19 protein-coding genes are annotated in these 25,183 nt (G+C 65.4%); 6 read left to right on the forward strand and 13 right to left on the reverse strand.

The window, feature by feature from the left end:
* Window positions 1-66 precede the first annotated feature (66 nt).
* The 4 genes from ribH to N8I74_RS09200 all read left to right on the forward strand — a co-directional run bounded on the left by ribH (window position 67) and on the right by N8I74_RS09200 (window position 2,613).
* Window positions 67-540, forward strand: a complete 474-nt coding sequence (gene ribH / locus N8I74_RS09185) for a 6,7-dimethyl-8-ribityllumazine synthase (protein ID WP_263126593.1) — start codon at window positions 67-69, stop codon at window positions 538-540.
* Window positions 541-561: 21 nt separating this feature from the next.
* Entirely contained in the window at window positions 562-1,053 is a 492-nt protein-coding gene (nusB, locus tag N8I74_RS09190; RefSeq protein WP_263126594.1) for a transcription antitermination factor NusB, read from the forward strand.
* 109 nt (window positions 1,054-1,162) lie between these two features.
* Window positions 1,163-2,113 carry a thiamine-phosphate kinase gene (thiL, locus tag N8I74_RS09195; protein ID WP_263126595.1) on the forward strand — a complete coding sequence of 317 codons (951 nt, stop codon included), beginning with the start codon at window positions 1,163-1,165 and terminating at the stop codon, window positions 2,111-2,113.
* On the forward strand, window positions 2,110-2,613 hold the full coding sequence (locus N8I74_RS09200; RefSeq protein ID WP_263126596.1) for a phosphatidylglycerophosphatase A family protein: 504 nt from the start codon (window positions 2,110-2,112) through the stop codon (window positions 2,611-2,613). The genes thiL and N8I74_RS09200 overlap by 4 nt, the downstream gene beginning before the upstream one ends.
* Before the next feature lie 104 nt (window positions 2,614-2,717).
* Here the strand turns inward: N8I74_RS09200 and bamC are convergent, their stop codons facing one another.
* The 4 genes from bamC to N8I74_RS09220 all read right to left on the reverse strand — a co-directional run bounded on the left by bamC (window position 2,718) and on the right by N8I74_RS09220 (window position 9,080).
* Entirely contained in the window at window positions 2,718-3,857 is a 1,140-nt protein-coding gene (bamC, locus tag N8I74_RS09205; protein ID WP_263126597.1) for an outer membrane protein assembly factor BamC, read from the reverse strand.
* A gap of 35 nt (window positions 3,858-3,892) precedes the next feature.
* Window positions 3,893-4,768, reverse strand: coding sequence for a 4-hydroxy-tetrahydrodipicolinate synthase (gene dapA / locus N8I74_RS09210; RefSeq protein ID WP_263126598.1), 876 nt, complete (start codon window positions 4,766-4,768; stop codon window positions 3,893-3,895).
* A gap of 93 nt (window positions 4,769-4,861) precedes the next feature.
* Window positions 4,862-7,966 carry an efflux RND transporter permease subunit gene (locus N8I74_RS09215; protein ID WP_263126599.1) on the reverse strand — a complete coding sequence of 1,035 codons (3,105 nt, stop codon included), beginning with the start codon at window positions 7,964-7,966 and terminating at the stop codon, window positions 4,862-4,864.
* Window positions 7,967-7,976: 10 nt separating this feature from the next.
* Window positions 7,977-9,080: an efflux RND transporter periplasmic adaptor subunit gene (locus N8I74_RS09220; protein ID WP_263126600.1), complete on the reverse strand. Its 1,104-nt coding sequence runs from the start codon at window positions 9,078-9,080 to the stop codon at window positions 7,977-7,979.
* 600 nt (window positions 9,081-9,680) lie between these two features.
* Between N8I74_RS09220 and nagE the strand changes: the two genes are divergently transcribed.
* Window positions 9,681-11,690 (forward strand): N-acetylglucosamine-specific PTS transporter subunit IIBC, encoded by a 2,010-nt coding sequence (gene nagE / locus N8I74_RS09225; protein ID WP_308445883.1) that lies wholly within the window; start codon window positions 9,681-9,683, stop codon window positions 11,688-11,690.
* Between the two features lie 246 nt (window positions 11,691-11,936).
* Here nagE and N8I74_RS09235 read toward each other — a convergent pair whose 3' ends face one another.
* The 9 genes from N8I74_RS09235 to dnaE all read right to left on the reverse strand — a co-directional run bounded on the left by N8I74_RS09235 (window position 11,937) and on the right by dnaE (window position 24,748).
* The gene (locus N8I74_RS09235) at window positions 11,937-13,001 is read right to left on the reverse strand and encodes a porin (RefSeq protein WP_263126601.1); all 1,065 of its coding nucleotides are present in this window, start codon (window positions 12,999-13,001) and stop codon (window positions 11,937-11,939) included.
* A 284-nt stretch (window positions 13,002-13,285) separates the two neighbouring features.
* Complete coding sequence (gene trpC, locus N8I74_RS09240; RefSeq protein WP_263126602.1) at window positions 13,286-14,080, reverse strand: indole-3-glycerol phosphate synthase TrpC; 795 nt, start codon at window positions 14,078-14,080, stop codon at window positions 13,286-13,288.
* Between the two features lie 2 nt (window positions 14,081-14,082).
* Window positions 14,083-15,111 (reverse strand): anthranilate phosphoribosyltransferase, encoded by a 1,029-nt coding sequence (trpD, locus tag N8I74_RS09245; RefSeq protein WP_263126603.1) that lies wholly within the window; start codon window positions 15,109-15,111, stop codon window positions 14,083-14,085.
* A 42-nt stretch (window positions 15,112-15,153) separates the two neighbouring features.
* Window positions 15,154-15,723 (reverse strand): aminodeoxychorismate/anthranilate synthase component II, encoded by a 570-nt coding sequence (locus tag N8I74_RS09250; protein WP_263126604.1) that lies wholly within the window; start codon window positions 15,721-15,723, stop codon window positions 15,154-15,156.
* A 23-nt stretch (window positions 15,724-15,746) separates the two neighbouring features.
* On the reverse strand, window positions 15,747-17,216 hold the full coding sequence (gene trpE / locus N8I74_RS09255; RefSeq protein WP_263126605.1) for an anthranilate synthase component I: 1,470 nt from the start codon (window positions 17,214-17,216) through the stop codon (window positions 15,747-15,749).
* Window positions 17,217-17,404: 188 nt separating this feature from the next.
* Window positions 17,405-18,601, reverse strand: a complete 1,197-nt coding sequence (gene mltA, locus N8I74_RS09260; RefSeq protein WP_263126606.1) for a murein transglycosylase A — start codon at window positions 18,599-18,601, stop codon at window positions 17,405-17,407.
* Window positions 18,598-18,861, reverse strand: a complete 264-nt coding sequence (locus N8I74_RS09265) for a PhaM family polyhydroxyalkanoate granule multifunctional regulatory protein (RefSeq protein WP_263126607.1) — start codon at window positions 18,859-18,861, stop codon at window positions 18,598-18,600. The genes mltA and N8I74_RS09265 overlap by 4 nt, the downstream gene beginning before the upstream one ends.
* Window positions 18,858-21,140, reverse strand: a complete 2,283-nt coding sequence (locus N8I74_RS09270; protein WP_263126738.1) for an NADP-dependent malic enzyme — start codon at window positions 21,138-21,140, stop codon at window positions 18,858-18,860. Before N8I74_RS09270 ends, N8I74_RS09265 begins: the two co-directional genes overlap by 4 nt.
* A gap of 170 nt (window positions 21,141-21,310) precedes the next feature.
* Window positions 21,311-24,748, reverse strand: a complete 3,438-nt coding sequence (dnaE, locus tag N8I74_RS09275; RefSeq protein WP_263126608.1) for a DNA polymerase III subunit alpha — start codon at window positions 24,746-24,748, stop codon at window positions 21,311-21,313.
* 125 nt (window positions 24,749-24,873) lie between these two features.
* Here dnaE and N8I74_RS09280 point away from each other — a divergent pair, with 125 nt between their 5' ends.
* Window positions 24,874-25,065, forward strand: a complete 192-nt coding sequence (locus N8I74_RS09280; RefSeq protein ID WP_263126609.1) for a YjfB family protein — start codon at window positions 24,874-24,876, stop codon at window positions 25,063-25,065.
* Window positions 25,066-25,183: the final 118 nt, after the last annotated feature.

Here is a 25,183-nt window from a genome sequence, read left to right on the forward strand (position 1 = left end):
GCCCTTGTCTCATCCGCGGCACCGCCGGCTGTGCGGTGCCTGTCTGTGGCCTACCAAAGGATAAGCATGAGTTTCACCCCCAACCGCCCGCAAGCGCTGCCGCCGCTGGACGGCACCCGTCTGCGCATCGGCATCGTCACCTGCCGCTTCAACGCAGCCATCTGCGCGGCGCTCAACGCCGCATGTACCGGCGAATTGCTGCGCCTGGGCGTTACGCAGGACAATATCGTCCAGCATCAGGTGCCCGGCGCGCTGGAAGCGCCACTGGCATTGCAGGCACTGGCCGCGACCGGCCGTTTCGACGCGCTGGTGACATTAGGCTGCATCATCCGCGGCGAGACCTATCATTTCGAACTGGTGGCCAACGAATCGGGGGCCGGGGTGACGCGTGTCGGCCTGGACGCCGGCATCCCGGTTGCCAACGCCATCCTGACCGTCGAAAACGAGGAACAGGCGATTGCACGCCAGACCGACAAGGGCATCGACGCCGCCCGGGTTGCCGTCGAAATGGCCCGGCTTCTCCAACTCATCCGCGCGTGATTGCGATAGGCAAGCAAGACCATGACCGAAGAAAATCCCATCCCCGTTTCCGCTCCTGCCGCCAAACCGAAGTCCGCCCGCCGCCGTGCGCGTGAATTCGCGGTCCAGGGCGTCTACCAGTGGCAACTGACCGGCGATACCGTGAACGGCATCGAACGCTATCTGAAGGAAAGCAGCCCGGCGTTCGGCAAGGCCGACGAGGCGCTGTTCCGTGCCATCTTCTACGGCGTGCTCAAGGACCCCAAGGCGCTGGAGGCAGCGCTCGCGCCGCACATCGACCGCCCGTTCAACGAAGTGAGCCCGGTGGAGGCTGCGGTGCTGTTCACCGGTGCGTTCGAGATCGCCCATATGCCTGAGACGCCCTATCCGGTGATCGTCAACGAGGCGATCGAGCTTGCCAAGACCTTTGGCGGCACCGATGGCCACAAATTCGTCAACGGCGTGCTGGACAAGCTTGCCGGCCAACTGCGCCCGGTGGAAGTGGAAGCGGTGCGCGCCAAGCGGCGCGGATGAGCCGCCACGGTACCGCGGCCGCCAGGGCCGCTGCAGTCTGCAGTGCCGGGCATGGCCGATGTGGGCGGGCCGTTCGCGGCGATGGCGCTTATGGCCGCGGATGTCTGCGATGAACGAATTCGAATTGATCGCCCGCTATTTCGACCGCCCCGCCCGCCGCGCGGTGCTGGGGGTCGGTGACGATGCGGCGCTGCTGGCACCCACGCCGGGGATGCAGCTTGCCGTATCGGCGGACATGCTGGTCGAAGGCCGCCATTTCTTTGCCGATGTCTCGCCCGAGGCGCTGGGGCACAAGGCGCTCGCGGTCAACCTTTCCGATCTCGCGGCCATGGGTGCCGTACCAGCCTGGTGCACTTTGTCGCTGGCATTGCCGCGGGTGGATGAAGCCTGGCTGTCCGGCTTTGCCGCAGGCTTCTTCGCACTGGCGGACGAGGCCGGCATCGAACTGGTCGGCGGCGATACCACCCGCGGACCGTTGACCATCGCGATCCAGGTGGCCGGCGAGGTGCCGGCAGGCCTTGCCCTGCTGCGCAGTGGCGCGCGGCCGGGCGATGAGGTATGGGTCTCCGGCGCTGTCGGCGCGGCTGCGGTCGCGGTGGCGGCGCGCAACGGCGAACTGACCCTGGACGCGGCGACGCTCGCGGCCTGTTCGCGTCGGCTGGATCTGCCGCTGCCGCGGCTGGCGTTGGGCGCGCGGCTGCGCGGCCTTGCCAGCGCTGCGCTCGACATCTCGGATGGCCTGCTGGCCGATCTTGGCCATATCGCTGCACGCTCGGGGTGCGGTGCCCGGATCGACTGGGACGCGGTTCCGGTCGACCCCGCGCTGTCCGGGCTGCCCGAGCCGGTACGCCGGCAGGCGGCGCTGGCGGGGGGCGACGACTACGAGTTGTGTTTCACTGCCCCGCCGCAGGCGCACGCGCAGCTCGAAGCGCTGGCGCAGACGCTGGCCGTGCCGCTCTCCTGCATCGGCCGGATGGTGGCGCAGCCGGGCGTGGGCGCATTCGTCCAGGAACAGCCCATCGTGCTGCCGCGCGCCGGCTTTGACCATTTCGCCGCATGAGCAACCCCGCCACCCCGCTGGTCCGGCCCACGCTGCGCTTCATGCTGGCGCACCCGGCACACCTGCTGGCGCTGGGCTTCGGCAGCGGTCTGGCCGCCCGGGCGCCGGGCACCTGGGGTACGCTGCTGGCGTTGCCGCTGTATGGCTTGCTGTCGTTGCTGCTCTCGCCGGAGCAGATCGCATTGTTCTGCCTGCCGGCCTTTGCCGTCGGCTGCTGGGCGGCCGAGCGCACCGGCAGGGCGTTGGGCGTGCACGATCACGCCGGCATCGTCATCGACGAGATCGTCGCCACCTGGCTGGTGCTGACGATCGTGCCGGCCAGTGTCACCGGCTGGCTGGCGGCGTTCGTGGCGTTCCGGTTGTTCGATATCGCCAAGCCCTGGCCGATCCGCTGGTTCGACCGCAAGGTGCATGGCGGTTTCGGGGTGATGTTCGACGATCTCCTGGCGGGCGGCTACACGATGCTGGCGCTCTGGTGGCTGCGGCCCTGGCTGATGTGATGCCGTCCGGCGGACCGGCCGGGGAGGGTGGATAGCGCCACGGGCTGCGGCCCAATGCACAACGGGGCCGATCGGCCCCGTTGTCGTCGATGCGGCTACCTGGCCTAGCGCAGCTGGCTCTGCAAGCCCGAGAGCAGCTTGACGCGGTTTTCGGCATCGGCCGGCGCGCCGTCCTTGGCGGTCACCGTCAGACGGGTGGCGTTCACCTGCTGGCTCAGCCGCACTTCGTATTCCGGCGGAGCGGCCTTGCTCGGCGCGTCCTTGTCGCCCAGGCCCAGCTTGGACCAGAAGCTCGACTTCTGTTCCTCGGCGATGTCCGCCTCGGCGCGGCGCACGAAATACACGCCCTTGCTGCGATCGCGGTCGTAGACCACATAGCCCACGCGGTCCAGCGCGAGGCCGACACGGCGCCAAGCGCGGTCGAAGCTGTCGTCGATGGCGAGGGCGGTGTTGTTGTCCACCAGCGTGGCACGCGCCTTGGCCTGGACCGGCGCCTTGACCACCGAGGCGGCCTGCTCCTCGGTCATGCCGAGCCGCTGCAGCATCAGCGCCAGCATTTCCGCCTCCAGGTCCGGATCGGACGGCCGCGGCGTCCAGACTGTCTTGCCGTCGCCGGTCACATTGCTGACCCTGGCTTCGGTCGAGCCATCGGCGAACACCTCGGTCATGCCGCGATGCGACACATAGATCTCGGTGGTGCCGGGCTCGGCACCGGCCTCGACGCGGGTGCGGAACTTGTCGAGTTCACCGGTGCTGATGAACTGGTCGGCCACCTTGCGCAGCAGCTTGGTGACCCAGTCCTGCGGCAGGTTGGCGCGGTTTTCCAGCCAATCGGTCTCCATCACGCCGATGGTGGGATTGTCCACGGCGAGCAGGAAGCCGTTGTCGAGCCAGAACTCGCGCACATCGGGCCAGATCTTCGCCGGATCGCCCTGCACCACCAGCCAGCGCTGTCCGCCGGCCTGGACCAGCTGCGCCTTGGCCTCCTGCGGCGCGGCGCGCTCGACGCTGGCGCTTGCGACCACCGGCCGGGGCTCGGCGGCGATGGTGCCCTTGCTCGGCACGTTGAAGTTGTTGGCCGCGGCGGGCGCGGTCAGGTCCGGTGGCACTTCCAGCGCGTTCTTGGAGACGTTGTCGCTGCCGGAGCGGTAGTCGACCTTGCGTTGCAGCAGGAGGTTGTCGGTAGTGCACGCGCCGAGCGCAAGGGTGAGCGACACGAAAAGCAGGCGGGGATTCAGATTCATTGACGGTATTCGCTCGTGGATCGGTTGCTGCGGGATCAGAGTGCGCCAGCCATCTGCATGGCTTGACGCACGGCGGCTTGCGCATCGCCGGACAGGCGGGTGAGCGGCAGGCGGATGCCCGCGCCGACACGGCCCATCTGTTCGAGCGCCCACTTGACGGGAATCGGGTTGGCTTCGATGAACAACTGCCTGTGCAGTCCCTGCAGGGTGTCGTTCAGTTCCCGCGCGGCGGCGATGTGTCCGGACAGCGCGGCAGCGCACATGGACTGCATGCGGCCAGGGGCCACATTGGCCGTCACCGAGATCACGCCATGGCCGCCCAGCAGCAGGAAGGGCAGCGCCGAGGCGTCGTCGCCACTGTATAGCAGGAAATCCCGGGGGGCGCGGCGCACCAGGTCGGCGGCGCGCTCCATGTTGCCGGTGGCGTCCTTGATGCCGACGATGCCGGGCAGCTCGGCCAGCCGCAGCACCGTATCGTTCGAGAGATCGGCCACGGTGCGCCCGGGCACGTTGTACAGCAATGTGGGCAGGTCGACCGATTCGGCGATCGCCTTGAAGTGCTGGAACAGTCCGTTCTGCGTGGGCTTGTTGTAGTAGGGGACCACCGACAGGCCGTAGCGGGCGCCGACATCGGCGGCCCGGCGGCTCAGATGCACGGCCTCGCGCGTTGAATTGGCGCCGGTGCCGGCGATCACCGGCACCCGGCCTGCGGCCTGCTCCACCACCATGCGGATGATCTCGACGTGCTCGTCGACGTCCACGGTGGGCGATTCGCCGGTGGTGCCGACCGCCACGATGCCCTGGGTGCCTTCGGCGATATGCCAGTCCACCAGTTTGCGCAGGCTTGCAAAATCAAGGCTACCGTCGTCGAACATGGGGGTGACGATTGCCACCAGGCTACCTGTCAGCATGGGCCGCTTACCTGTCGGAAAAAGGTTGATTCGAAAGCGGGCATTCTAACCGAAGCGTCCGGCACCGCGAAACAGCGGTGCCGGTGCAATTCGTCACGCTTTTTCCTGGCCGAACCCGGTCTTGCGCAGCAGCCAGTTGCCCAGATCGTCCAGCCAGGTGAAGACCACCGGCACCACCACCAGCGTGAGCAGTGTCGAAGTGATCACCCCGCCGATGATGGCGTGCGCCATCGGCGCGCGCTGCTCGGCCCCCTCGCCGATGGCGAAGGCCAGCGGCAGCATGCCCATGATCATGGCGGCGGTGGTCATCAGAATGGGGCGCAGACGTTCCCGGCCGGCCTCGGCGATGGCATCGACACGCGCCATGCCCTGGCGTCGCAGGTGGTTGACGAAGTCCACCAGCAGGATCGCGTTCTTGGTCACCAGCCCCATCAGCATGATGACCCCGATCACCGAGAAGATGTTGAGCGTGCTGCGCATCAGAAGGAGTGCCAGCAGCACGCCGACGAGCGACAGCGGCAGCGAGGTCATGATGGCCAGTGGTTGCAGGAAGTGCCCGAACTGGGACGCGAGGATCATGTAGATGAACACCACGCCCAGCAGCAGCGCCGCCATCGCGTAGCCGGCCGACTCGGCCATGTCCTTGGCATCGCCCGCAGTGACGAAGCGGTAGCCGCTTGGCAACTTGAACCGGGTCTGCAACTGGTCGATCTGCGCCTGCACCTCGCCCACGGTGCGACCCGCGACGTTGGCAGTGATGTTGACTTCACGGAAAAGATCGCGCCGGTTGATCTGGACCGGGGTCGTGCTTTCCTTGAGCGTGGCCAGTGCCGTCAGCGGCACCATCAGGGTATTGCCGTCGGTGTCGCGCTGGCTGCTGGCAAGATACAGCGTCTCGAAGCCGCCGCTGCTGCGGGCATCGCGCGTCAGGCGCACGTTGACGTCGTAGTTTTCGCCGTCGGGGGCCTGCCAGCTACTGATGGCATCGCCTGCCACCAGCGGGCGCAATGCCTTGCCGATCTGCTCGGGCGTGAAGCCGAGGCTGGCGGCGCGGGCGCGGTCGATTTCGACGTCGAGCGATGGCTTGGGGGCCTTCATCGACGAATCGATGTCCACCACGCCGGGAATGCGCGCCAGCGCGTTGCGGAAGGATCCGGCGAGGCGGGACAGCTCCTGCAGGTCGCTGCCCTGCAGTGAGATCTGGATCGGCTTGCCATCCGGCCCACCCCCGCCCAGCGGCGAGAGCGACTCCAGCTCGATGCCGGCGACCCGTGCCAGTGCACCGCGGAACTGCATGATCAGTTCGTCCTGGCCGCGCTCGCGCTCTTTCTTGGGCACGAGGAAGATCATCATCGATGCGCTTTGCTTGCCCTGCGACTGCCCGGTGTTGACCGTCACATAGGTTTCGCGCACCTCCGGAAAGCGCCGCAGCACCGTTTCCACCTGACGCGCCTTGGCCGCGGTGTAGTCCAGGTTGGAGCCGACCGGGGTCGAGAAGCTCAGCTGCAGGCGCGACATGTCCGCCTTGGGCACGAATTCGCTGCCGATGAAGCGCGCGAGCATGAACGCGGCCACCAGGCTGGCGATGGCCAGCGCGATGACCGCCAGCCGGTGCGACAGACTCCAGCGGATCAACCTGCTGTAGGTATCCGCCAGCCAGCCCATGCCATCCTCGAAGCGGTCGAGCAGCCTGCCCAGCGGCCGCTTGCCGCCGTGCACGTGCGGATCGGGCCAGATCGACGAGAGCATGGGGTCGAGCGTGAACGACACGAACATCGAGATCAGCACCGCGGCGCAGACAGTGATGCCGAACTGGTGGAAGAACTGGCCGATGATGCCCCCCATGAAGCCGACCGGCAGGAACACGGCGACGATGGTCGAGGTGGTGGCGAGCACCGCCAGGCCGATCTCGGCGGTGCCGTCGAGCGCGGCGCGGGTGTGGTTCTTGCCCATCGCCGCGTGGCGCACGATGTTTTCGCGCACCACGATGGCATCGTCGATCAACAGACCGATGCACAGCGACAGCGCCATCATCGTCATCACGTTGACGGTGAAGCCGGACAGGTAGACCGCGTAGAAGGTGCCGATCAACGCCACCGGCAGCGTCAGCCCGGTGATGACGGTCGAGCGCCACGAGCCCAGGAACAGGAACACGATGGCAACCGTGAGCAGCGCGCCTTCGACGAGGGTGGTCCGCACATCCTGGAGCGAGGCACGGATGCCCTCCGAGTTGTCGTACAGCACCGAAAGCCGCACACCACTGCCGCCCAGTTCGCGGTTGAGCTCATCCATCGTCTCGCGCACCCGGTCGGCCACTGCCACCGTGTTGGCCTTGTTCACCTTCATCAGGTTGAGCGTGAGCGCACGCTGCCCGTTGACCAGTGCCAGCGATTCCTCCTCGGCCTGCCCGTCCTCCACCGCTGCCACGTCGTTGAGGTAGATGGGGGCGCCACTGCGCCAAGCGACGATGATGCGCTCGAAATCGGCCGGGTTCTTCAGTCGGCCACGGATCTGCACCACCTGCTCCTGCCGCGCGGTCTCCACCGTGCCGACCGGAATCTCGGCGTTCTGCGCCCGCACCGCGTCCATCACCTCGTTGACACCCAGCTTGAGCGCGGCCAGGCGCTCGGGGTGCAGCCGGATGTTGACCTGACGCGTCACGCCGCCGACCAGTTCGGCCTGGCCGACGCCGGCGATGGTCTCGAAGCGCTTCTTGATCACCTGCTTGGCGAAGGTGGTCATCTCGCGCGCGGTGAGCTTGTCGCTGCGGATGGCGAGCGAAACGATGGGCTGGTCATCCGGGCTGAAACGCGTGATGACCGGGTCCTCCACCTCGTCGCGAAAGCCCGGCGTGACCGCGGCGATCTTTTCCCGCACGTTCTGCACCGCGATCTCGGGATCGATGGTGAGCTCGAACTCGGCCACCACCACCGACAGGCCCTGGTAGGTGTAGGAATAGAGATTCTTCAGGCCGTTGACGGTATTGATGCTCTCTTCGATCTTCTTGGTGACGTCACTCTCGACGATCTCCGGCGAGGCCCCCGGGTAGGCGGTGCTGACCACCGCCACCGGGAATTTGACGTCGGGGAATTCCTCCACCGGCAACCGGGTGAGCGAGAACAGGCCCAGCACCAGCAACGACAACATCATCATCGTGGCGAAGACCGGATTCTGGATACTGATGCGTGTGAACCACATGGCCGGCTCCTTACCTGGCCGGCAGCTTGACCGCCGTCCCGGCGGTCAGCGGTGCCTGGCTTGCCAGCACGCGGGTGCCGGGCGCCACGCCGGCGGCGATCTCCACCCGGTTGGTCCGCAGATCGATCGCGCCGACCTTGACCGGGCGCCGCACCAGCTTGTTCGATTCGACGGCGAGCACAAACGAATCCCCACCATCGCTGCGCAAGGCGGAGCGGGGCAGGCTTGGCACCTGGCGTTGCTGGGCGATGACCAGCAGGCCCTGGGCGAACAGGCCGCTGCGCAGTACGCCGTCCGGGTTGGGGACGCGGATATAGAGCGCCACAGTGTTGTTGTCGCCGACCGTGGGGTTGATGCGGCTGACGGTGCCGGTGAAGGGCTGTGGATAGCCCTCGACCTTGAACCGGGCCTGCTGGCCAAGCCGCACCTCGGCAATCCGTGCCGCGGGCACGGCGGCGACCAGTTCCAGCTCGGTGAGATCGACCAGCGTAAAGAGCTGGCTGTTGATGCCGACGTGCTGGCCGGGTTCCACTGCACGTTGCCCCACGGTGCCCGAAAACGGGGCCCGCACGATGGCCTTGTCCAGCGCCTGTTGCGCCACGCCCAGCTGCGCCGCGCTGGCGCGCTCGTCGGCCTCGGCGGTCTGCAGCTGGCTCTGGATGCTGTCGAACGCATTCTTGGAGATGAAATTCTGCTTGAGCAGATCGGCGTTGCGCTGCATCTGCCTGCGGTTGTATTCGCGCTGCTCGCGGCTTTTCTCCAGCTGTGCCCGAGCCACGGTCGCCTGCCGCTCCAGATCGGCGGTGTCGAAGCGGGCGAGCACGTCGCCTTTGCTTACCGCGTCGCCCGGTCGCGCGCCGACGCTGGCGATCCTGCCTTCCACCTGTGCGGTCAGCGTGGTCTGCTGCAGGGCGTTGAGCGTGCCGGTCAGCGCCAGTGTGCTGTCGATATCGGCCGGGCTGACCTGGGCAAGGTCCACGGACGCAAGCTCGACGGCGGCGGGGGTCGCGGTGGCCGCCGGTGCGGCGGCAGGTGGTCGTTTGGAGAGCGCCAGCGAGGCGGCGATGGCGACGGTGGCAATCACCGCCAGCAGGATCAAAGAGCGACGACGCATGATATGGAATGGACGGTCGAGGAAAGAAAGGGCAGGCGCCATTCTAACGAACGCGTGTGGTGCTGTTTGTGTGTGTATTGTGAACTGGGCAAGTCGGGCCAGCGCCAGCTGTATACCTTACGCCACACTCCGCCGGTAATCCCGTCGCTGCCGTTTCCTGCTGTTGCAAACCGGGATTGCCCGGTGCAGGCACGCGTTTGCGCCAGCGCAAGTTTGCGCCGATTTGATCGTGCCATTCTGGGCGGACGGCGCAGAACCAGGGCGCGGGCGGCCTTGCAGCCTGCCCGGTAACCGGTATCTGCAGGAGGGTGCAATAAGGTGAAACCACCCTCGGGGCGGTGATTGAACCGTAATCGGCACCGGTGGAATAATCCGCCGAGGTTTACATGTCCCCTGCCACTGTTTACAAAGGCAAGGGGCTTGCATACCCGTTCACCACTACAAAGTCAGACAGGAGGCAACGATGGACTTGCTGGACGGCTGGAAAAGCTGGACAAACAGGGGGCGCGTGCAATTGCGCTTTGTCGGAGTAACTGAGCCCGGCGCCTGCGGGCGTTGAGACTCCTGGTCTATGGCGTCAACGCACAAGTGAGGTGAGAAGTGAACATTCTCGGATATCTGCAAAAAATCGGTCGCGCACTGATGGTGCCGGTGGCCACGCTGCCGGCGGCGGCCATTCTGATGGGGATCGGCTACTGGCTCGATCCGGTGGGCTGGGGGGGGCAGAACGCGGTGGCCGCGTTCCTGATCAAGTCCGGCGCCGCGATCATCGACAACATGTCGGTACTGTTCGCGGTCGGTGTGGCCTATGGCATGTCCAAGGACAAGGACGGCGCGGCCGCGCTGGCGGGTCTCGTGGGCTACTACGTGCTGACGGTGCTGTGCTCGCCAAGCGCTGTGTCGATGATCCAGGGGATTCCGCCCGAGCAGGTGCCCGCCGCCTTCAACAAGATCAACAACCAGTTCGTGGGGATCTTGACCGGGGTGATCGCGGCTGAGCTCTACAACCGTTTCAGCCATGTCGAGCTGCACAAGGCGCTGGCCTTCTTCAGCGGTCGCCGTCTGGTGCCCATCGTCACCTCCTTCGTGATGATCCTGGTCGCGTTCGCGATGATGTTCGCCTGGCCGGTGATCTACGGCGGGCTGGTCAACTTCGGCGAAAGCATCAAGGACATGGGCGCAACCGGCGCCGGCATCTATGCCTTCTTCAACCGTCTCCTGATCCCGATCGGCCTGCACCACGCGCTCAACTCGGTGTTCTGGTTCGACGTGGCCGGCATCAACGACATCCCCAACTTCCTCGGTGGTGCCAAGTCGCTGGCCGAAGGCAAGGCGGTGCTGGGTGTGACGGGCATGTACCAGGCCGGCTTCTTCCCGATCATGATGTTCGGCCTGCCGGGCGCTGCACTGGCGATCTACCATGCCGCCAAACCCGAGCATAAGACCCGCGTCGCCTCGATCATGCTGGCTGCCGCGTTCGCATCGTTCTTCACCGGCGTGACCGAGCCGCTGGAATTCTCGTTCATGTTCGTGGCGCCGTTGCTCTATGTGTTGCATGCCTTGCTGACCGGCATCTCGGTGTTCATCGCGGCATCGATGCAATGGATGGCCGGCTTCGGCTTCAGTGCCGGGCTGGTCGACATGGTGCTGTCCTCGCGCAATCCGCTGGCCAAGGACTGGTTCATGCTGATCGTGCAGGGCATCGTGTTCTTCGGGCTCTATTACTTCGTATTCCGCACCGCGATCCGTGCCTTCAACCTGAAGACGCCGGGCCGCGAGGACGATGAGGAGCTGGGCGCGCCGGGCAATGTGGCCGCCGAGACATCCGACGTCGATGCCCTGGCCCGTGGTTATGTGAACGCAGTCGGTGGCGCGGCCAACGTGGAGAACATCGATTCATGCATCACGCGGCTGCGCCTCACCGTGGGCGACGCGGCCCGGGTGAGCGAAGCGCAGGCCAAGCAGCTGGGCGCATCGGGCATCATCAAGCTCAACAGCAAGAACGTGCAGATCATCGTCGGTCCGCGTGCCGAACTGATCGCCGCGGCCATGCGCCGTGCGCTCGGCGGCGCTGCCGCCACGCAGGCCCGGCCGGTCGAGGCCGCGCGGCCGTCGCCCGCGGCGGCAGCGGCGGCAGCGGCACCTGGCGATCTGGTGCTCGTGGCGCCGGTGACCGGTGAAGTGGTTCCGCTGGAGCAGGTGCCCGACGCCGCATTTGCCAGCAAGGCGGTCGGCGACGGCGTGGCCATCCGTCCCACCGGCAAGCTGGTGGTCGCGCCGGTGGCCGGCACCATAGCCAAGATCTTCAACAGCAACCACGCCTTTGCGCTGGTGGCCGACAACGGTGCCGAGATCATTGTGCATATCGGCATCGAGACGGTGAAGCTGGGCGGCCAGGGCTTCAAGCGGCTGGCGGAGCAGGGCGCGCGCGTCAACGCGGGCGATCCGGTGCTGGAACTGGATCTGGACTACCTTGCCTCGCACGCCCAGTCACTGGTCAGCCCCGTGGTGGTCAGCAACGTGGACCAATACGCCGGGGTGGCCAATCCGGCGAGCGGGCAGGTCCAGGCGGGCCAGTCGGCGTTGTTCCTGCTCAAGGGCAAGAAGTAGGACCCGGCTTGCCGATCGGCAAACCTGGAACCCCCATCTTCGGATGGGGGTTTTTCATTGGCTACACCGAGCATCAACCACTGCCCGTGGCGGCGATGGCCCGCGGCTTGGCGCGGTTGCGGTCCGCACACTGCATCCGACCGGTGCACGGCAGTGTGAAGGCGCGTCGGGTGGGGCCCAGCGGCGACGCTGCAATGCAAAACGGGAAGCCTGCGCTTCCCGTTCTGCATGGGTGGCAATACCTGATCAGAAGTCGGTACGGACGCCCAGCGAAACGATGTTGTAGTCGTAGCCGGCGCCGGTCAGCAACCCCGGAGCTTCGGTCAGGAACTTGGCCTGCTCGTCGTTATCCACCTGCGTGTAGGTCAGGTAGATGCGCGATTGCTTGCTCAGGCTATATGCACCGCCCAGCGTGAATTGCTGGCCACCGCTTTCGCTTCGGTCGCTGACATCGTCGGCAAACAGATAGGCTGCCTGGAATGTCAGTTTGCCGCTCTTGTACAGTGCGCCCACGCCGTAGGTGTCCTGGTCCCAGTCACGGCTGCCGTTGTCCCAGGTCACGCGTTCCCACAGGGCGGACAGCGTGAAATCGGCAAGCTTGACGCTGCCGCCCAGCAGCAGACCTTCGATCTTGGTGCCGGCAGCGCGGTTGGCGCCCTTGCCGATGTCAGTCTTGGTGGTGTCGATCTTGCGGTCATTGGCGAGCGCATAGCTGGCACCGACGCTGAAGACATCAGTCGAGTACGAACCGGCCACGGTGGCGGTATCGGCATTCAGGTCGGCGTCCTTGCCCGAATCGAAGTCATAGCTGCCGCGTACGCGAAAGCCGCTCCAGTTGGGGCTGTCGTACAGCACGATCTGATCCTGGCGCTCGCCCAGGCGGCGGGCCAGCTGGTTCTTGCCGAAGTAGCTGGAGTCTTCGTTGAGCGTGCTGTCGATCGCCTGCAGGTAGTCGGCCGAGCTGAGCTTGTAGGCGTTGTCGATCTTGCCGAAACGCAACGTACCCCAGTCACCCTTGTAGCCGATGAAGGTGTTGCGCGAACCCCAGTTGGTGTTGCTCGAACCTTCGCCGACATTGAACCGGTTTTCCACCTGCCAGAGCAGCGAGGAGCCGTTGTCGAGCTTGTCTTCACCCTTCAAGGTGATCCGGGAGGCCTGGTCGGCGATCCGGAACTTGCTGTCGTTCTGGCTGGTGCCACCGTAGTCAAGATAGTCGAGTGCGCTACGCACGCTACCGGAGATGGTGACTTCGGCGAAGGCGAGCGGGGCCGTGAACGCAGCAGCAAGCGCGGTCGCGATCAGTTTTTTCATTCATGTTCTCCTGTTGCGAGTAGAAGACCGGCGCGTGGTTGACACGGCGACGGTAGATGTCGCAGCAGCCGGCGGATTGCCGACAGTGCGTTTATCGGATGCTATCTGCGTAGTGTCGATATTGCAAAAAAAGAATAAAGACACACGCCCTTATTCGAAAGCGTTTGGAAAGTGAAAATGTGCTAGCGAATCCGGGCACCAACCAGCATAGGAAGTACCGGTGACGGTTTTATGACATCTTGGGGCTGCCGGAGGGGCCCCCAAGGCACCGCGGGGGGCGCTGCTCAGTCAAAGAACAAGGATTGAAGCGCCTTCCCGGGCGATGGCTGGCGCATGAAGGCCTCGCCAACCAGGAAAGTATGGACCTGCTTTTGTTGCATCTGCACAACATCCTGCGGTTGCAGGATGCCGCTTTCGGTGACGACGATGCGGGATGGGTCGATCCGGGGCAGCAGTTCGAACGTGGTATTCAGGTCCACCTCGAACGTGCGCAGGTTGCGGTTGTTGATTCCCAGCAACGGTGTCGAAAGGTGCAGCGCCTTGTCCAGCTCGGCAGCGTTGTGCACCTCCACCAGCACCGCCATGCCCAGTGCGTGGGCGATGTCCTCGAAGTCGCGCATCTGCCCGGTCGACAGTTCGGCCGCAATCAGCAGGACGCAATCGGCCCCCCACGCCCGTGCTTCGAACACCTGGTACTCGTCGACCATAAAGTCCTTGCGCAGCGCCGGCAAGGCGCAGGCGGCGCGCGCGGACTTGAGAAAATCCGGATGGCCCTGGAAATAGGGGGCGTCGGTCAACACCGACAGGCAGGCCGCACCATGCGCGGCATAGTCGGCGGCATGCCCGGCCGGATTGAAGTCGGGGCGGATCACGCCTTTGGATGGGCTGGCCTTCTTGATCTCGGCAATCACCGCGGCCTGTTGTGCCGCATGCCGGGCACGGATGGCGCCGACGAAATCGCGCAGGTCGGCGCCGTTGGCTTCGGCCTCTTCGCGGATTGCGGCAAGCGGAACCGCCCGCTTAGCGGCGGCAACTTCTTCGTGCTTGGTGGCCCAGATTTTCTTGAGGATGTCGGACATGGTCACTTGGCAAACTGTTGGGTGAAGCGCACCAGCGCATCGAGCTTGGCGCGCGCCGCGCCGCTCTTGAGCGCTTCATGGGCAGCATTGATGCCGTCTTCCAGCGTCACGGCGAGATTGGCGGTATAGATGGCCGCACCGGCATTGAGCAGCACGATGTCGCGGCAGGGGCCGGCTTCGCCGGCGAGCACGCCCTCGATCACTGCCTTCGATTGCGTGGCATCGCCGGCGTGCAGCGCCGTGACCTCGCAGAATGCAAAGCCCAGGTCACGCGGATCAAGCTCGTACTCGGTGATGTCGCCGTCCTTGAGTTCCGCGACCAGCGTCTTGTCCATCAGGCTGATCTCGTCGAGCCCGTCGCGACCGTGGACGATCATCACGTGCCTGGAACCGAGCTGCTTGAGCACCCGCGCCTGGATGCCGACGAGGTCGGGGTGGAACACGCCCATCAGCTGGTTGTCGGCGCCGGCGGGGTTGGTCAGCGGTCCCAGGATGTTGAAGATGGTGCGCACGCCCAACTCGCGGCGAATGGGCGCCACATACTTCATCGCCGGATGATGGTTGGGCGCGAACATGAAGCCGAGCCCAACCTCGTCGATACAGGCACCGGCCTGTTCCGGAGTCAGCGACAGATTGACGCCGAAAGCCTCGAGCACGTCGGCACTGCCGGAGCTGGACGACACCGAGCGCCCACCGTGCTTGGCCACCTTGACCCCGGCTGCCGCGGCAACGAACGCCGAGCAGGTGGAGATGTTGAAGGTGTGCGCGCCGTCGCCGCCGGTGCCGCAGGTGTCGACCAGGTGCCGGCGGTCCTGCACCGTCACCTGGGTGGCGAATTCGCGCATCACGGTGGCCGAGGCGGCGATCTCGGAGACGCTTTCGACCTTGGTGCGCAACCCCATCAGCAGCGCCGCGGTCTGTACCGGCGTCATCTCGCCGGTCATGATCTGCCGCATCAGATGCAGCATCTCGTCGTAGAACAGCTCGTTGTTGTCGATCAGGCGATTGAGGGCCTGCTGGACAGTGATCATGGTGCGTCTCCTAGGCTGGGCGTCGGCTCGGCCGTGCCCGGGTCAGGCATGTTCCTTGAGGAAATTGTCCAGCATCGCGTGGCCGTGCTCGGTCAGGATGGATTCGGGGTGGAACTGCACGCCCTCGATCGCCAGTGTCTTGTGGCGCACGCCCATGATCTCGCCGTCATCGGTCCAGGCGGTGACGCTGAGGCAATCGGGCAGCGTGGCGCGCTCGATGGCAAGCGAATGGTAACGGGTGATCGTGAACGGCGAGGGCAGGTTGCGGAATACGCCTTCGCCGGTATGCGCGATCGGCGAGACCTTGCCATGCATCAGCGTCTTGGCGTGCACAATGCGTCCGCCGAAAGCCTGGCCGATGGATTGGTGGCCGAGGCAGACACCGAGGATGGGCAGCCTGCCGGCGAAATGGCGGATGGCGGGTACCGAGATGCCGGCCTCGTTCGGCGAGCACGGGCCGGGCGACACCACCAGGTATTTGGGCGCGAGTGACTCGATCTCATCCAGCGTGATCTCGTCGTTGCGGTAGACGCGCACGTCCTGGCCCAGCTCGCCGAAGTACTGCACCAGGTTGTAGGTAAAGGAGTCGAAGTTGTCGATCATCAGCAGCATGGCAGTGTCCTCTTGATCCGGAATCAGGCGTCGAGCCCGCGTTGAACCAGTTCGGCGGCGCGCAGCACGGCGCGCGCCTTGTTCAACGTCTCCTGCCATTCGCTGTCCGGCATCGAATCGGCCACGATGCCGGCGCCGGCCTGCATGAAGAGCGTGTTGTTCTTGATGACCGCGGTACGCAGCGCGATCGCCACGTCCATGTCGCCGGTGAAGCCCAGATAGCCGACCGCACCCGAGTAGACGCCGCGTTTGGTCGGCTCCAGCTCGTCGATGATTTCCATGGCGCGCACCTTGGGTGCGCCTGACACCGTGCCGGCCGGGAAGGTGGCGCGCAGCACGTCCACTGCACTGTGCCCCGGCTGCAGCCGCGCTTCCACGCTGGAGACGATGTGCATCACGTGCGAGTAGCGCTCGATCACCATCTTGTCCACGAGCCTGACCGAGCCGGTCTGCGCCACACGGCCGGCATCGTTGCGGCCCAGGTCGATCAGCATCACGTGCTCGGCGATCTCCTTGGCATCGGCCAGCAGCTCGGCCGCGAGCGCGTCGTCCTCGTCGCGCGTCCTGCCGCGCGGCCGGGTGCCGGCGATCGGGCGGACGGTGACGGTTTCGCCTTCGAGCCGGACCAGGATCTCCGGTGAGGCGCCGACGATATGCATATCGCCGAAGTGGTAGAAGAACATGTACGGCGACGGATTGATCGAGCGCAGCGCGCGATAGAGCGCGAGTGCGTCCTGCTCGAAGGGCAGGGTCATCCGCTGCGACAGCACCACCTGCATCACATCGCCGTCGCGGATGTAGTCCTTGGTGCGCAGCACGGCCTCTTTGAACGCGGCCTCGCCGAATTCGGAGCAGGCGGTCTCGACGCGGCTTCCCGGCCCGGACAACGGCGGCAGCACCGGCTCGCGCAGGGCGACGCGCAATTGCAGCAGGCGCGCTTCGGCCTGATCGTACGCATCGGGCTCGGACGGGTCGGCGTAGACCACCAGGAAGAGCTTGCCCGCGAGGTTGTCGACGACGACGAGTTCCTCGGACAGCAGCAACTGGATATCCGGCGCGCCGATCGGATCGGGCTTGTGCCGGTCGGCAAGCTTCTTCTCGATATAGCCGATGGTCTCGTAGCCGAAGTAGCCGACAAGACCGCCGAGAAAGCGCGGCAGTTGCGGCTGGTGCGGGGCCTTGAAGCGTGCCTGGAACGCTGCGATGAAATCGAGCGGATTGCCTTCGAAGCGTTCGACCACCTGATCGTCGCTGATCACCTCCACCGTGCGCTCGCGCACCACCAGCCGGGTGCGTGCGGGCAGGCCGATGAACGAATAGCGGCCGAAACGCTCACCCCCCACCACGGATTCGAGCAGGTAGGAATAGGGCCGGTTGGCCAGCTTGAGATAGACCGACAGCGGGGTATCGAGGTCGGCGAACAGTTCGAGGATCAGGGGGATGCGGTTGTACCCCTGCGCGGCGAGCGCCGCGAATTGCTCACGGGTCATCATGGAAATCTCCGGACGAGATGGAGGAAAGGCGATATGAGAGGCGGCTGGCCGGTCAATGCCAGCGGCGCCATCGCCATTCGAGCCAGATTTCGTTGGAGTGGAACGCCATGATGGTGGGCAAACGCAAGAATTCGGAACAAGCCCGCATCTTGCCCAAGCGGCCCGGGCCGGTCAACCTGCGCCCCGGCTCACGGTGTCGGCAGCGGTGCGCCGTTGGGCCAGAGCAGCCACAGCCGCCCGTCCTGCTTCATCCGCCCGGCCAGCTCGCCCGCGGCGTCACCCTTGCCCCAGAAGAAATCGGCGCGGACCCGGCCGGTGATGGCGCCGCCGGTATCCTGCGCAGCCATCATCCGTTGCAGCGGCATGCGGTCGTCCGGCCGGGTGGTATCGATCAGCATCAGGCTGCCCAGCGGTACAGTGCGCGGATCGATTGCCAGGCTGTAACCGGCGGTGAGCGGCACGCCCTGGGCACCGATCGGGCCCTCAGCCGACGGTGGCAGCGTGCGGAAGAACACAAAGCTGGGATTGCTGGCCAAGAGCGCCGGCATGCGCTGCGGGTTGGCCTGGGCCCAGGCACGGATCGCCTGCATCGAGACGCCGCTGGCAGGCAGCAATCCCTGTTCGATCAACCAGCGTCCCACCGGTCTGTAGGGGCGGCCGTTCTGGTCGGCGTAGCCCAGCCGCAGCTCGCTGCCGTCTGCCAGCTTCACGCGCCCCGAGCCTTGCACCTGCATGAACTGCAGATCGACCGGATCGGTCAGCCACGCCAGTACTGGCGCGTCAAGCCCGGCGCGCTGGATGCTGCCCGCGTCCGGATAGGGCACAAGCCGGCGGCCTTCCAGCCGGCCGCGCAGCCGTTTGCCCTTCAGTTCCGGATAGACCTCGGCCAGATCCACGGTGATGAGATCGTCCGGCTGGCCATAGACCGGCACGTTGGCCTCGGCCGTGCGGGTCAGGCTGCCTGGGTAGACCGGCTCGTAATAGCCGGTGATCAGGCCCTGCTCGGTGCCGTCCTGGTTGACCAACTGATATGGGGTGAACCGGCCTTCGACGAAGCGGCGGATCGTGATGGCCTGCGGGTCAAGGCCGAGGGCCTCGGCGCAGATGTCCTTGAGTGCCGCACTGCGTGCCTTGGCGCAGCCGCTGCGCCATGTGCTGAAACCGGCGACGAGGTCGTCATCGGTCACCTGGGGCAGGGCGGACCAGGCAACGGGTCGATATGCCGGTGTCGGTGTCGGTGTCGGTGTCGGTGTCGGCTGTGGCGTCGGCGTGGGAGCGGGAATGGGGGTCGGTGTGGCCGGTGCCGGGCCGGGTGGCGCGGTGGTACAGGCGGCCAAGCTCAGCAGCAGCGCGGTCAGCGTCAGGCGGGGGGCGTATCGGATCATCCGCGTTCGTCGTGCTCGCCGCCTTTTGGTTCCAGCCCCTGCTTGAAGGCCGCAAGGCCGGCTTTCTGCAGCTCCAGCGTCTTCACCGTCATCTGCAGCATGCCCACCTGCATCGTCAACCATTGCTCGATGGTGCGCATCTCGGTGATCTTGCGGTCGATCTCTTCTTCGTTCAGTGGCGGCATGAACGGATTGGGCGTGCCCTGCTTCCAGAACTGATTGAAAAAGCCGAAGGGATCGCTTGGGTTGAAATCGCTCATGCTGGCTCCTGGTTGGCGGTGGCCGCCTCCACCGCGGCCAGCGCTGCCATGTTGACGATGCGGCGCACCGATGCGGTGGGGGTGAGGATGTGGGCGGGGGCGGCGATGCCCAGCAGGATGGGGCCGATGGTGACGCCGTCGCCGGCCGAGATCTTGAGCAGGTTGAACGAGATGTTGGCGGCCTCGATGTTGGGCATCACCAGGATGTTGGCCTCGCCCTTGAGGGTGGAGTTGGGGAACACCTGCTGACGGATCTGGCTGGAGAGCGCGGCGTCGCCGTGCATCTCGCCGTCGATCTCCAGCTCCGGGGCGCGGGCGCGCACCAGGGCGAGGGTGGCCTGCATCTTGCGGGCCGAGGGGCTGTCCAGCGTGCCGAAGCTGGAGTGGGACAGCAGCGCCACCTTGGGCTGGATGCCGAACTTGCGCACGGTGTCGGCGGCCATCAGGGTGATCTCGGCCAGTTGTTCGGCGTTGGGGTCGGGGTTGACGTAGGTGTCGGCGATGAAGACGTTGCCGCCGGGCAGCAGCAGGGCGTTCATGGCGGCGGTGGTGCATGCGCCGGCGGTGCGGCCGAGCACGTTGTACAGATACCAGTGGTGTCGGTGGTATTGGCCATGCATGCCACAGATCAGCGCATCGGCTTCGCCACGGCGCACCATGAGCGCGCCGATCAGGGTGGTCTTGCCGCGCACCTCGGCGCGGGCGAGTTCCTCGGAGACGCCGCGGCGGGCCATGATCTGGTGATAGAGGGTCCAGTAGTCGCGGTAGCGTGGATCGTCCTCCTGGTTGCAGATCTCGAATTCGACACCGGCGCGGATGCGCAGGCCGAGCTGCTCGATGCGCAGCTCGATGACACGGGGCCGGCCGATGAGGATGGGGTAGGCGAGCTTCATGTCGACGACTTCCTGGACGGCATGGAGCACGCGGGGGTCTTCGCCTTCGCAGAACACGACGCGTTTCTGTGCCTTGCGTGCGGCGACGAAGACGGGGCGCATGAAGAGGTTGGATTTGTAGACGAACTGGGTGAGTTCCTCGGTGTAGGCGGCGAAGTCGGTGATGGGTCGGGTGGCGACGCCGGCGTCGATGGCGGCCTGGGCGACGGCGGGGGCGATCTTGATGATGAGGCGGGGGTCGAAGGGTTTGGGGATGAGGTAGTCGGGGCCGAACTTGAGGTTCTGGCCGACGTAGGCATCGGCGACGACATCGGATTGTTCGGCCAGGGCGAGGTCGGCGATGGCGTCGACGGCGGCCTGCTTCATGGATTCGGTGATGGTGGTGGCGCCGACATCGAGCGCGCCGCGGAACATGAAGGGGAAGCACAGGACGTTGTTGACCTGGTTGGGGTAGTCGGAGCGCCCGGTGGCGATGATGGCATCCGGCCGCGCGGCGCGTGCCTGTGGCGGGGTGATCTCGGGGTCGGGATTGGCCAGCGCCAGGATCAACGGCTTGTCAGCCATCTGCTTGACCATCTCGGGGCTGACCAGCCCCGCGCCGGACAGGCCGAGGAAGATGTCGGCGCCCGCAATCGCTTCCTGCAGCGTGCGGTGCGGAGTGTCGCGCGCATAGCGCTGCTTGGTGACATCCAGCCCGGTACGGCCGGTATGGATCACTCCTTTGGAGTCGCAGACCAGGATGTGCTGCGGGCGGATGCCCTGTGCAACCAGCAGATCCAGACAGGCGATGGCGGCGGCGCCGGCACCGCTGGCGACGAGCTTGACCGCGCCGATGTCCTTGCCCACGAGACGCAGGCCGTTCTTGACGGCGGCGCCGACGATGATGGCGGTGCCATGCTGGTCGTCGTGGAACACGGGGATCTTCATGCGCTCGCGCAGCTTCTGCTCGACGTAGAAGCACTCTGGGGCCTTGATGTCCTCCAGGTTGATGCCGCCGAAGGTGGGTTCGAGGCTGGCGATGATCTCGACCAGGAGGTCCGGGTCCTTCTGTTCGATTTCGATGTCGAAGACGTCGATGCCGGCGAATTTCTTGAAGAGGACGCCTTTGCCTTCCATGACGGGTTTGCCGGCGAGGGGGCCGATGTCGCCAAGGCCGAGGACGGCGGTGCCGTTGGAGACGACGGCGACGAGGTTGCCGCGAGCGGTGAGGTTGCGTGCTTCGTTGGGGTCTTCGACGATGGCGAGGCAGGCGGCGGCGACGCCTGGGGAGTAGGCGAGGGCGAGGTCACGCTGGCTGGAGAGGCCCTTGGTGGGGGTGACCTGGATCTTGCCCGGCCGCGGCAGCCGGTGGTATTCGAGAGCTTTCTTCTTCAGTTCCTCGTCCATGAAGCGTTCCTTGTTGCCATTGCTGGCGGGTTCGGGCATCTGCTAATGCATGCTGGACGGCCGGATCAGCGAATACAAGCTAGGGTTTTGCCGGATCGGGCCAGCAAGCATACCGGTGCCCGCCACCAGCCCCGGCAGCATTGCGGCTGGTCTGTGGCGGGCTGCTTGTTTCAGAACTGCACCGCGACGCTTGCCTCACCAAAGCCTTGCCGGAGTGCCGCCAGCAGCTCCTCGTGCAGCGTCACCCGCCAGTCGTTCGACAGCCGTAGCTGGCATTGTGCGCCGCTGGTGCGGTAGTCGATCTCCACCGGGCAGCGCCCGCCGCGATAGCTTTCCAGCAGCTTGTGCAGGCGCGCCGCATCGGGGTTGCCGTTGAGCGAGATCGACAGTGCGCGGGCGAACTGGCTGCGTGCCTCGGCCACGTCCATCACCGCATCGGCGATCACGCGGATGCCGCCGTTGAAGCGGTCCTCGCTGACTTTGCCAAGCACCACCAGCAGTGTGTCGTCCTTGAGCTTGGTGCGATGCTCCTCGAACACTTCCGAGAACAGCGACACCTCGATGCGCGCGTTGCCGTCGTCCAGTTGCACGAAGGCCATGCGGCCGCGCTCGCCGTTCTTGATCCGGATGCCCGAGACGATGCCGGCCAGATACTGCAGGTCCTTCTTGGGCTCCAGTCGATCGAGCCGTGTCTTGAGAAAACTGCGCAGGCCCTGGGCGTGCGCGTCGAACGGATGGCCGGACAGGTAAAAGCCGATGGCAAGCTTCTCTTCGGCAAGCTTGACCTTGTCATCCCAGCGCGGCACCTGGATCACTTCGACTGTCGGCGCGGCAGCGGCTTCGAACACATCGAACAGCGAGCCCTGGTTGGCATTGGCCGCCTCGGTCTCGGCCAGCTGCATCGCCTGTTCGACGTTGGCCATCAGCCGGGCGCGGTGATCGTCGAGCGCATCGAACGCGCCGCCGCGGATCAACGCCTCGATCACGCGCTTGTTCACTTCCTTCTTGTCGGTACGGCGGCAGAAATCGTACAGGTCCTTGTACGGGCCGTTCGCCTCGCGTTCCCTGACGATCACCTCGACCGCCCCTTCACCCACGCCTTTGATGGCGCCGAGCGCGTAGCGGATCTCGCGCTTGCCCACGGGCACGAAGCGGTAGAAGCCCTGGTTCACATCCGGTGGCAGGATCTTGAGGCGGTTCTTCTCGACGCAGTCGTCGTAGAACACCTTGAGCTGGTCGGTGTTGTCCAGTTCCGAACTCATGGTCGCCGCCATGAAGGCGGCGGTGTGATGGGCCTTGAGCCAGGCGGTGTGGTAGCTGACGACGGCGTAGGCAGCGGTGTGCGACTTGTTGAAGCCGTACTCGGCGAACTTGGTCATCAGATCGAACAGGTGCTCGGCCAGTGCGGGGTCGTAGCCTTTCTTGACCGCGCCTTCCTTGATGATCTCGCGGTGCTTGGCCATCTCCTCGGGCTTTTTCTTGCCCATGGCGCGGCGCAGCATGTCGGCACCGCCCAGCGTGTAGCCCCCGATGATCTGCGAGATCTGCATCACTTGTTCCTGATACACGATCACGCCGTAGGTCGGCTCCAGACACTTTTCCAGGTCCGGATGGAAATAGTCTGGTGTTTCCAGGCCCTTCTTGCGGTTGATGAAGGTATCGACCATGCCCGAGCCCAACGGGCCCGGGCGATAGAGGGCGAGCACCGCGATGATGTCCTCGAAGCGGTCGGGCTGCAGCTTTTCCAGCAGCCGTTTCATGCCGTCCGATTCCACCTGGAACACCCCGGTGGTATTGGCGTCGCGGAACACCTGGTAGGCCGCCTGATCCTCGAAGCCCAGGCTCATCAGCTCCAGATACCGGCCGGTCTCCTGTTGGATGTACTGCAGCGCGAGCTCGATGATGGTGAGGTTGCGCAGGCCCAGAAAGTCGAACTTGACGAGGCCGATCTGCTCGACGTCGTCCTTGTCCAGCATCGACACGGGCGAGGCGTCGGCGCCGCTTGCCTGATAGACCGGGCAGAAATCGGTGATGCGCCCCGGCGCGATCAGCACGCCGCCGGCGTGCATGCCGATGTTGCGGGTCAGGCCTTCGAGCTTTTTGGCGAGCGACCAGAGCTCCCTGACCTCGTCCTCGTTCTCGACCCGCTCGGCAAGCTCCGGCACCATCTCCACCGCGTCGTCCAGGCTGTACTGCTTGCCCGGCGCGGCCGGAATCATCTTCGAGAGGCCGTCGCAGAAGGTATAGGAAAGATCAAGCACCCGGCCCACGTCGCGCACCACCGCCTTGGCGGCCATCGTGCCAAAGGTGGCGATCTGGCTGACCGCCTCCGCGCCGTACTTCTCACGCACGTATTCGATCACGCGCCAGCGGTTGTCCTGGCAGAAGTCGATGTCGAAGTCGGGCATGGACACCCGCTCCGGGTTCAGGAAGCGTTCGAACAGCAGTGCGTAGGCGGTCGGATCGATATCGGTGATGCCCAGTGCATAGGCGACCAACGAGCCGGCGCCCGAACCACGGCCCGGCCCGACTGGGCAGCCGTTGTGCTTGGCCCAGACGATGAAGTCGGCCACGATCAGGAAGTAACCCGGGAAACCCATCTGGATGATGGTATCGGTCTCGAACTTGAGCCGCTCCAGATAGCGTGGCCGCTCGGCATCGCGCCGGGCCGCATCCGGGTACAGCTGCGCCAGACGCGCCTCCAGGCCCTCCCTGGCCTGCTGGGCCAGGTATTCGTCCAGCGTCATCCCATCAGGTGTCGGAAAATCCGGCAGGTAGTTCTTGCCCAGCTGCACCTGCACATTGCAGCTGCGCGCAATCTGCACCGAATTGGCCAGTGCCTCGGGCACATCGGCGAACAACTCGGCCATCTGGTCCGGGGTCTTGAAGTACTGTTCCTCGGTGAACAGGCGCGGCCGGCGCTTGTCGGCCACCACGTAGCCTTCTGCGATGCACACCCGGGCCTCGTGCGCCTTGAAGTCGTCGCGTGCCATGAATTGGATCGGATGGGTGGCGACCACCGGCAGATCGAGATCGGACGCGAGGTCAAGCTGCCCCTGCACCACCGTCTCGCATTCGGCGCGACCGGTACGTTGCAGCTCCAGATAGAAATTGCCGGGAAACTGCCCTGCCCACCAGTGCGCGGCGGCCGTGGCGGTTTCGTAGCTGCCGTTGAGCAGCGCCTGGCCGACTTCGCCAAGGTGGGCGCCGGACAGGCAGATCAGATCTTCGTTGGATTTTGCAGCGATCCACGCTTTCCTGAGTTCTGCGCGATCGCGGTACTGGTTGTGCAGGTACGCTTCGGTCAACAGCTCGCACAGACGGCCGTAGCCCGCGCGGTTCCTGGCCAGCAGCAGCACGCGGAACGGTTTGTCGCGATCGTCCCCGTTCTCGACCCAGGCATCCAGGCCGATGACGGGTTTGATGCCCGCGGCACGGCAGGCCTTGTAGTGCTTGACCATGCCAAAGAGGTTCATCAGGTCCGAGAGCCCCAGCGCCGGCTGGCCCAACTGGCGGGCCAGTGCCACTGCGTCGTCGATGCGCACGATGCCGTCGACGACGGAGAACTCGGAATGAAGGCGGAGATGGATGAAGGCGGCGGATTTCATCCGCGCATTCTACCGCAGCACGCAGGCTCCCCTGCACGGGCCTGCTGTCGAGTCCGGCACGGCGCGGACTTGCCAACGCCCAGAGGCGGGCGTATGGTGGGCTTGTCCATCAGGAGTTGCTGATCATGGAGATTTCACTGGTCAACGCAGCCAGCACCGCGCCAGCCGGCACGGATGCCACGGTTGCCAATACCGTGCTCAGAAAGTCGCTGGATATCCAGCAGCAGAATATTGCCAGCCTGTTGCAGGCCCTGCCTGAGCCGCAGACCTATAGCAATCCACCCAACCTGGGCCAGAACGTCGATGTGAAGGCGTGACGGCTCGTGCACCGGCACGGCAAATGACAATAACGGGTGGCGTGAGGCCGCCCGTTTTGTTTGTGCTACCGTCCATCATCTTTTGTTGCGTTGCAAAAAAAATGGCTTGACAGGAAGG

The organism is Chitiniphilus purpureus (assembly GCF_025642115.1).
Classification (GTDB): Bacteria; Pseudomonadota; Gammaproteobacteria; order Burkholderiales; family Chitinibacteraceae; genus Chitiniphilus; species Chitiniphilus purpureus.

Coding starts and splice junctions, on each gene's coding strand:
- dnaE (WP_263126608.1), bottom strand. CDS start 24,748: ATGAAATCCGCCGCCTTCATCCATCTCCGCCTTCATTCCGAGTTCTCC.
- mltA (WP_263126606.1), bottom strand. CDS start 18,601: ATGATCCGATACGCCCCCCGCCTGACGCTGACCGCGCTGCTGCTGAGC.
- trpD (WP_263126603.1), bottom strand. CDS start 15,111: ATGATCACTGTCCAGCAGGCCCTCAATCGCCTGATCGACAACAACGAG.
- thiL (WP_263126595.1), top strand. CDS start 1,163: ATGAACGAATTCGAATTGATCGCCCGCTATTTCGACCGCCCCGCCCGC.
- nusB (WP_263126594.1), top strand. CDS start 562: ATGACCGAAGAAAATCCCATCCCCGTTTCCGCTCCTGCCGCCAAACCG.
- N8I74_RS09220 (WP_263126600.1), bottom strand. CDS start 9,080: ATGCGTCGTCGCTCTTTGATCCTGCTGGCGGTGATTGCCACCGTCGCC.
- trpC (WP_263126602.1), bottom strand. CDS start 14,080: ATGTCCGACATCCTCAAGAAAATCTGGGCCACCAAGCACGAAGAAGTT.
- bamC (WP_263126597.1), bottom strand. CDS start 3,857: ATGAATCTGAATCCCCGCCTGCTTTTCGTGTCGCTCACCCTTGCGCTC.
- trpE (WP_263126605.1), bottom strand. CDS start 17,216: ATGATGACCCGTGAGCAATTCGCGGCGCTCGCCGCGCAGGGGTACAAC.
- N8I74_RS09270 (WP_263126738.1), bottom strand. CDS start 21,140: ATGGACGAGGAACTGAAGAAGAAAGCTCTCGAATACCACCGGCTGCCG.
- N8I74_RS09265 (WP_263126607.1), bottom strand. CDS start 18,861: ATGAGCGATTTCAACCCAAGCGATCCCTTCGGCTTTTTCAATCAGTTC.
- ribH (WP_263126593.1), top strand. CDS start 67: ATGAGTTTCACCCCCAACCGCCCGCAAGCGCTGCCGCCGCTGGACGGC.
- N8I74_RS09215 (WP_263126599.1), bottom strand. CDS start 7,966: ATGTGGTTCACACGCATCAGTATCCAGAATCCGGTCTTCGCCACGATG.
- N8I74_RS09250 (WP_263126604.1), bottom strand. CDS start 15,723: ATGCTGCTGATGATCGACAACTTCGACTCCTTTACCTACAACCTGGTG.
- N8I74_RS09235 (WP_263126601.1), bottom strand. CDS start 13,001: ATGAAAAAACTGATCGCGACCGCGCTTGCTGCTGCGTTCACGGCCCCG.
- N8I74_RS09200 (WP_263126596.1), top strand. CDS start 2,110: ATGAGCAACCCCGCCACCCCGCTGGTCCGGCCCACGCTGCGCTTCATG.
- N8I74_RS09280 (WP_263126609.1), top strand. CDS start 24,874: ATGGAGATTTCACTGGTCAACGCAGCCAGCACCGCGCCAGCCGGCACG.
- dapA (WP_263126598.1), bottom strand. CDS start 4,768: ATGCTGACAGGTAGCCTGGTGGCAATCGTCACCCCCATGTTCGACGAC.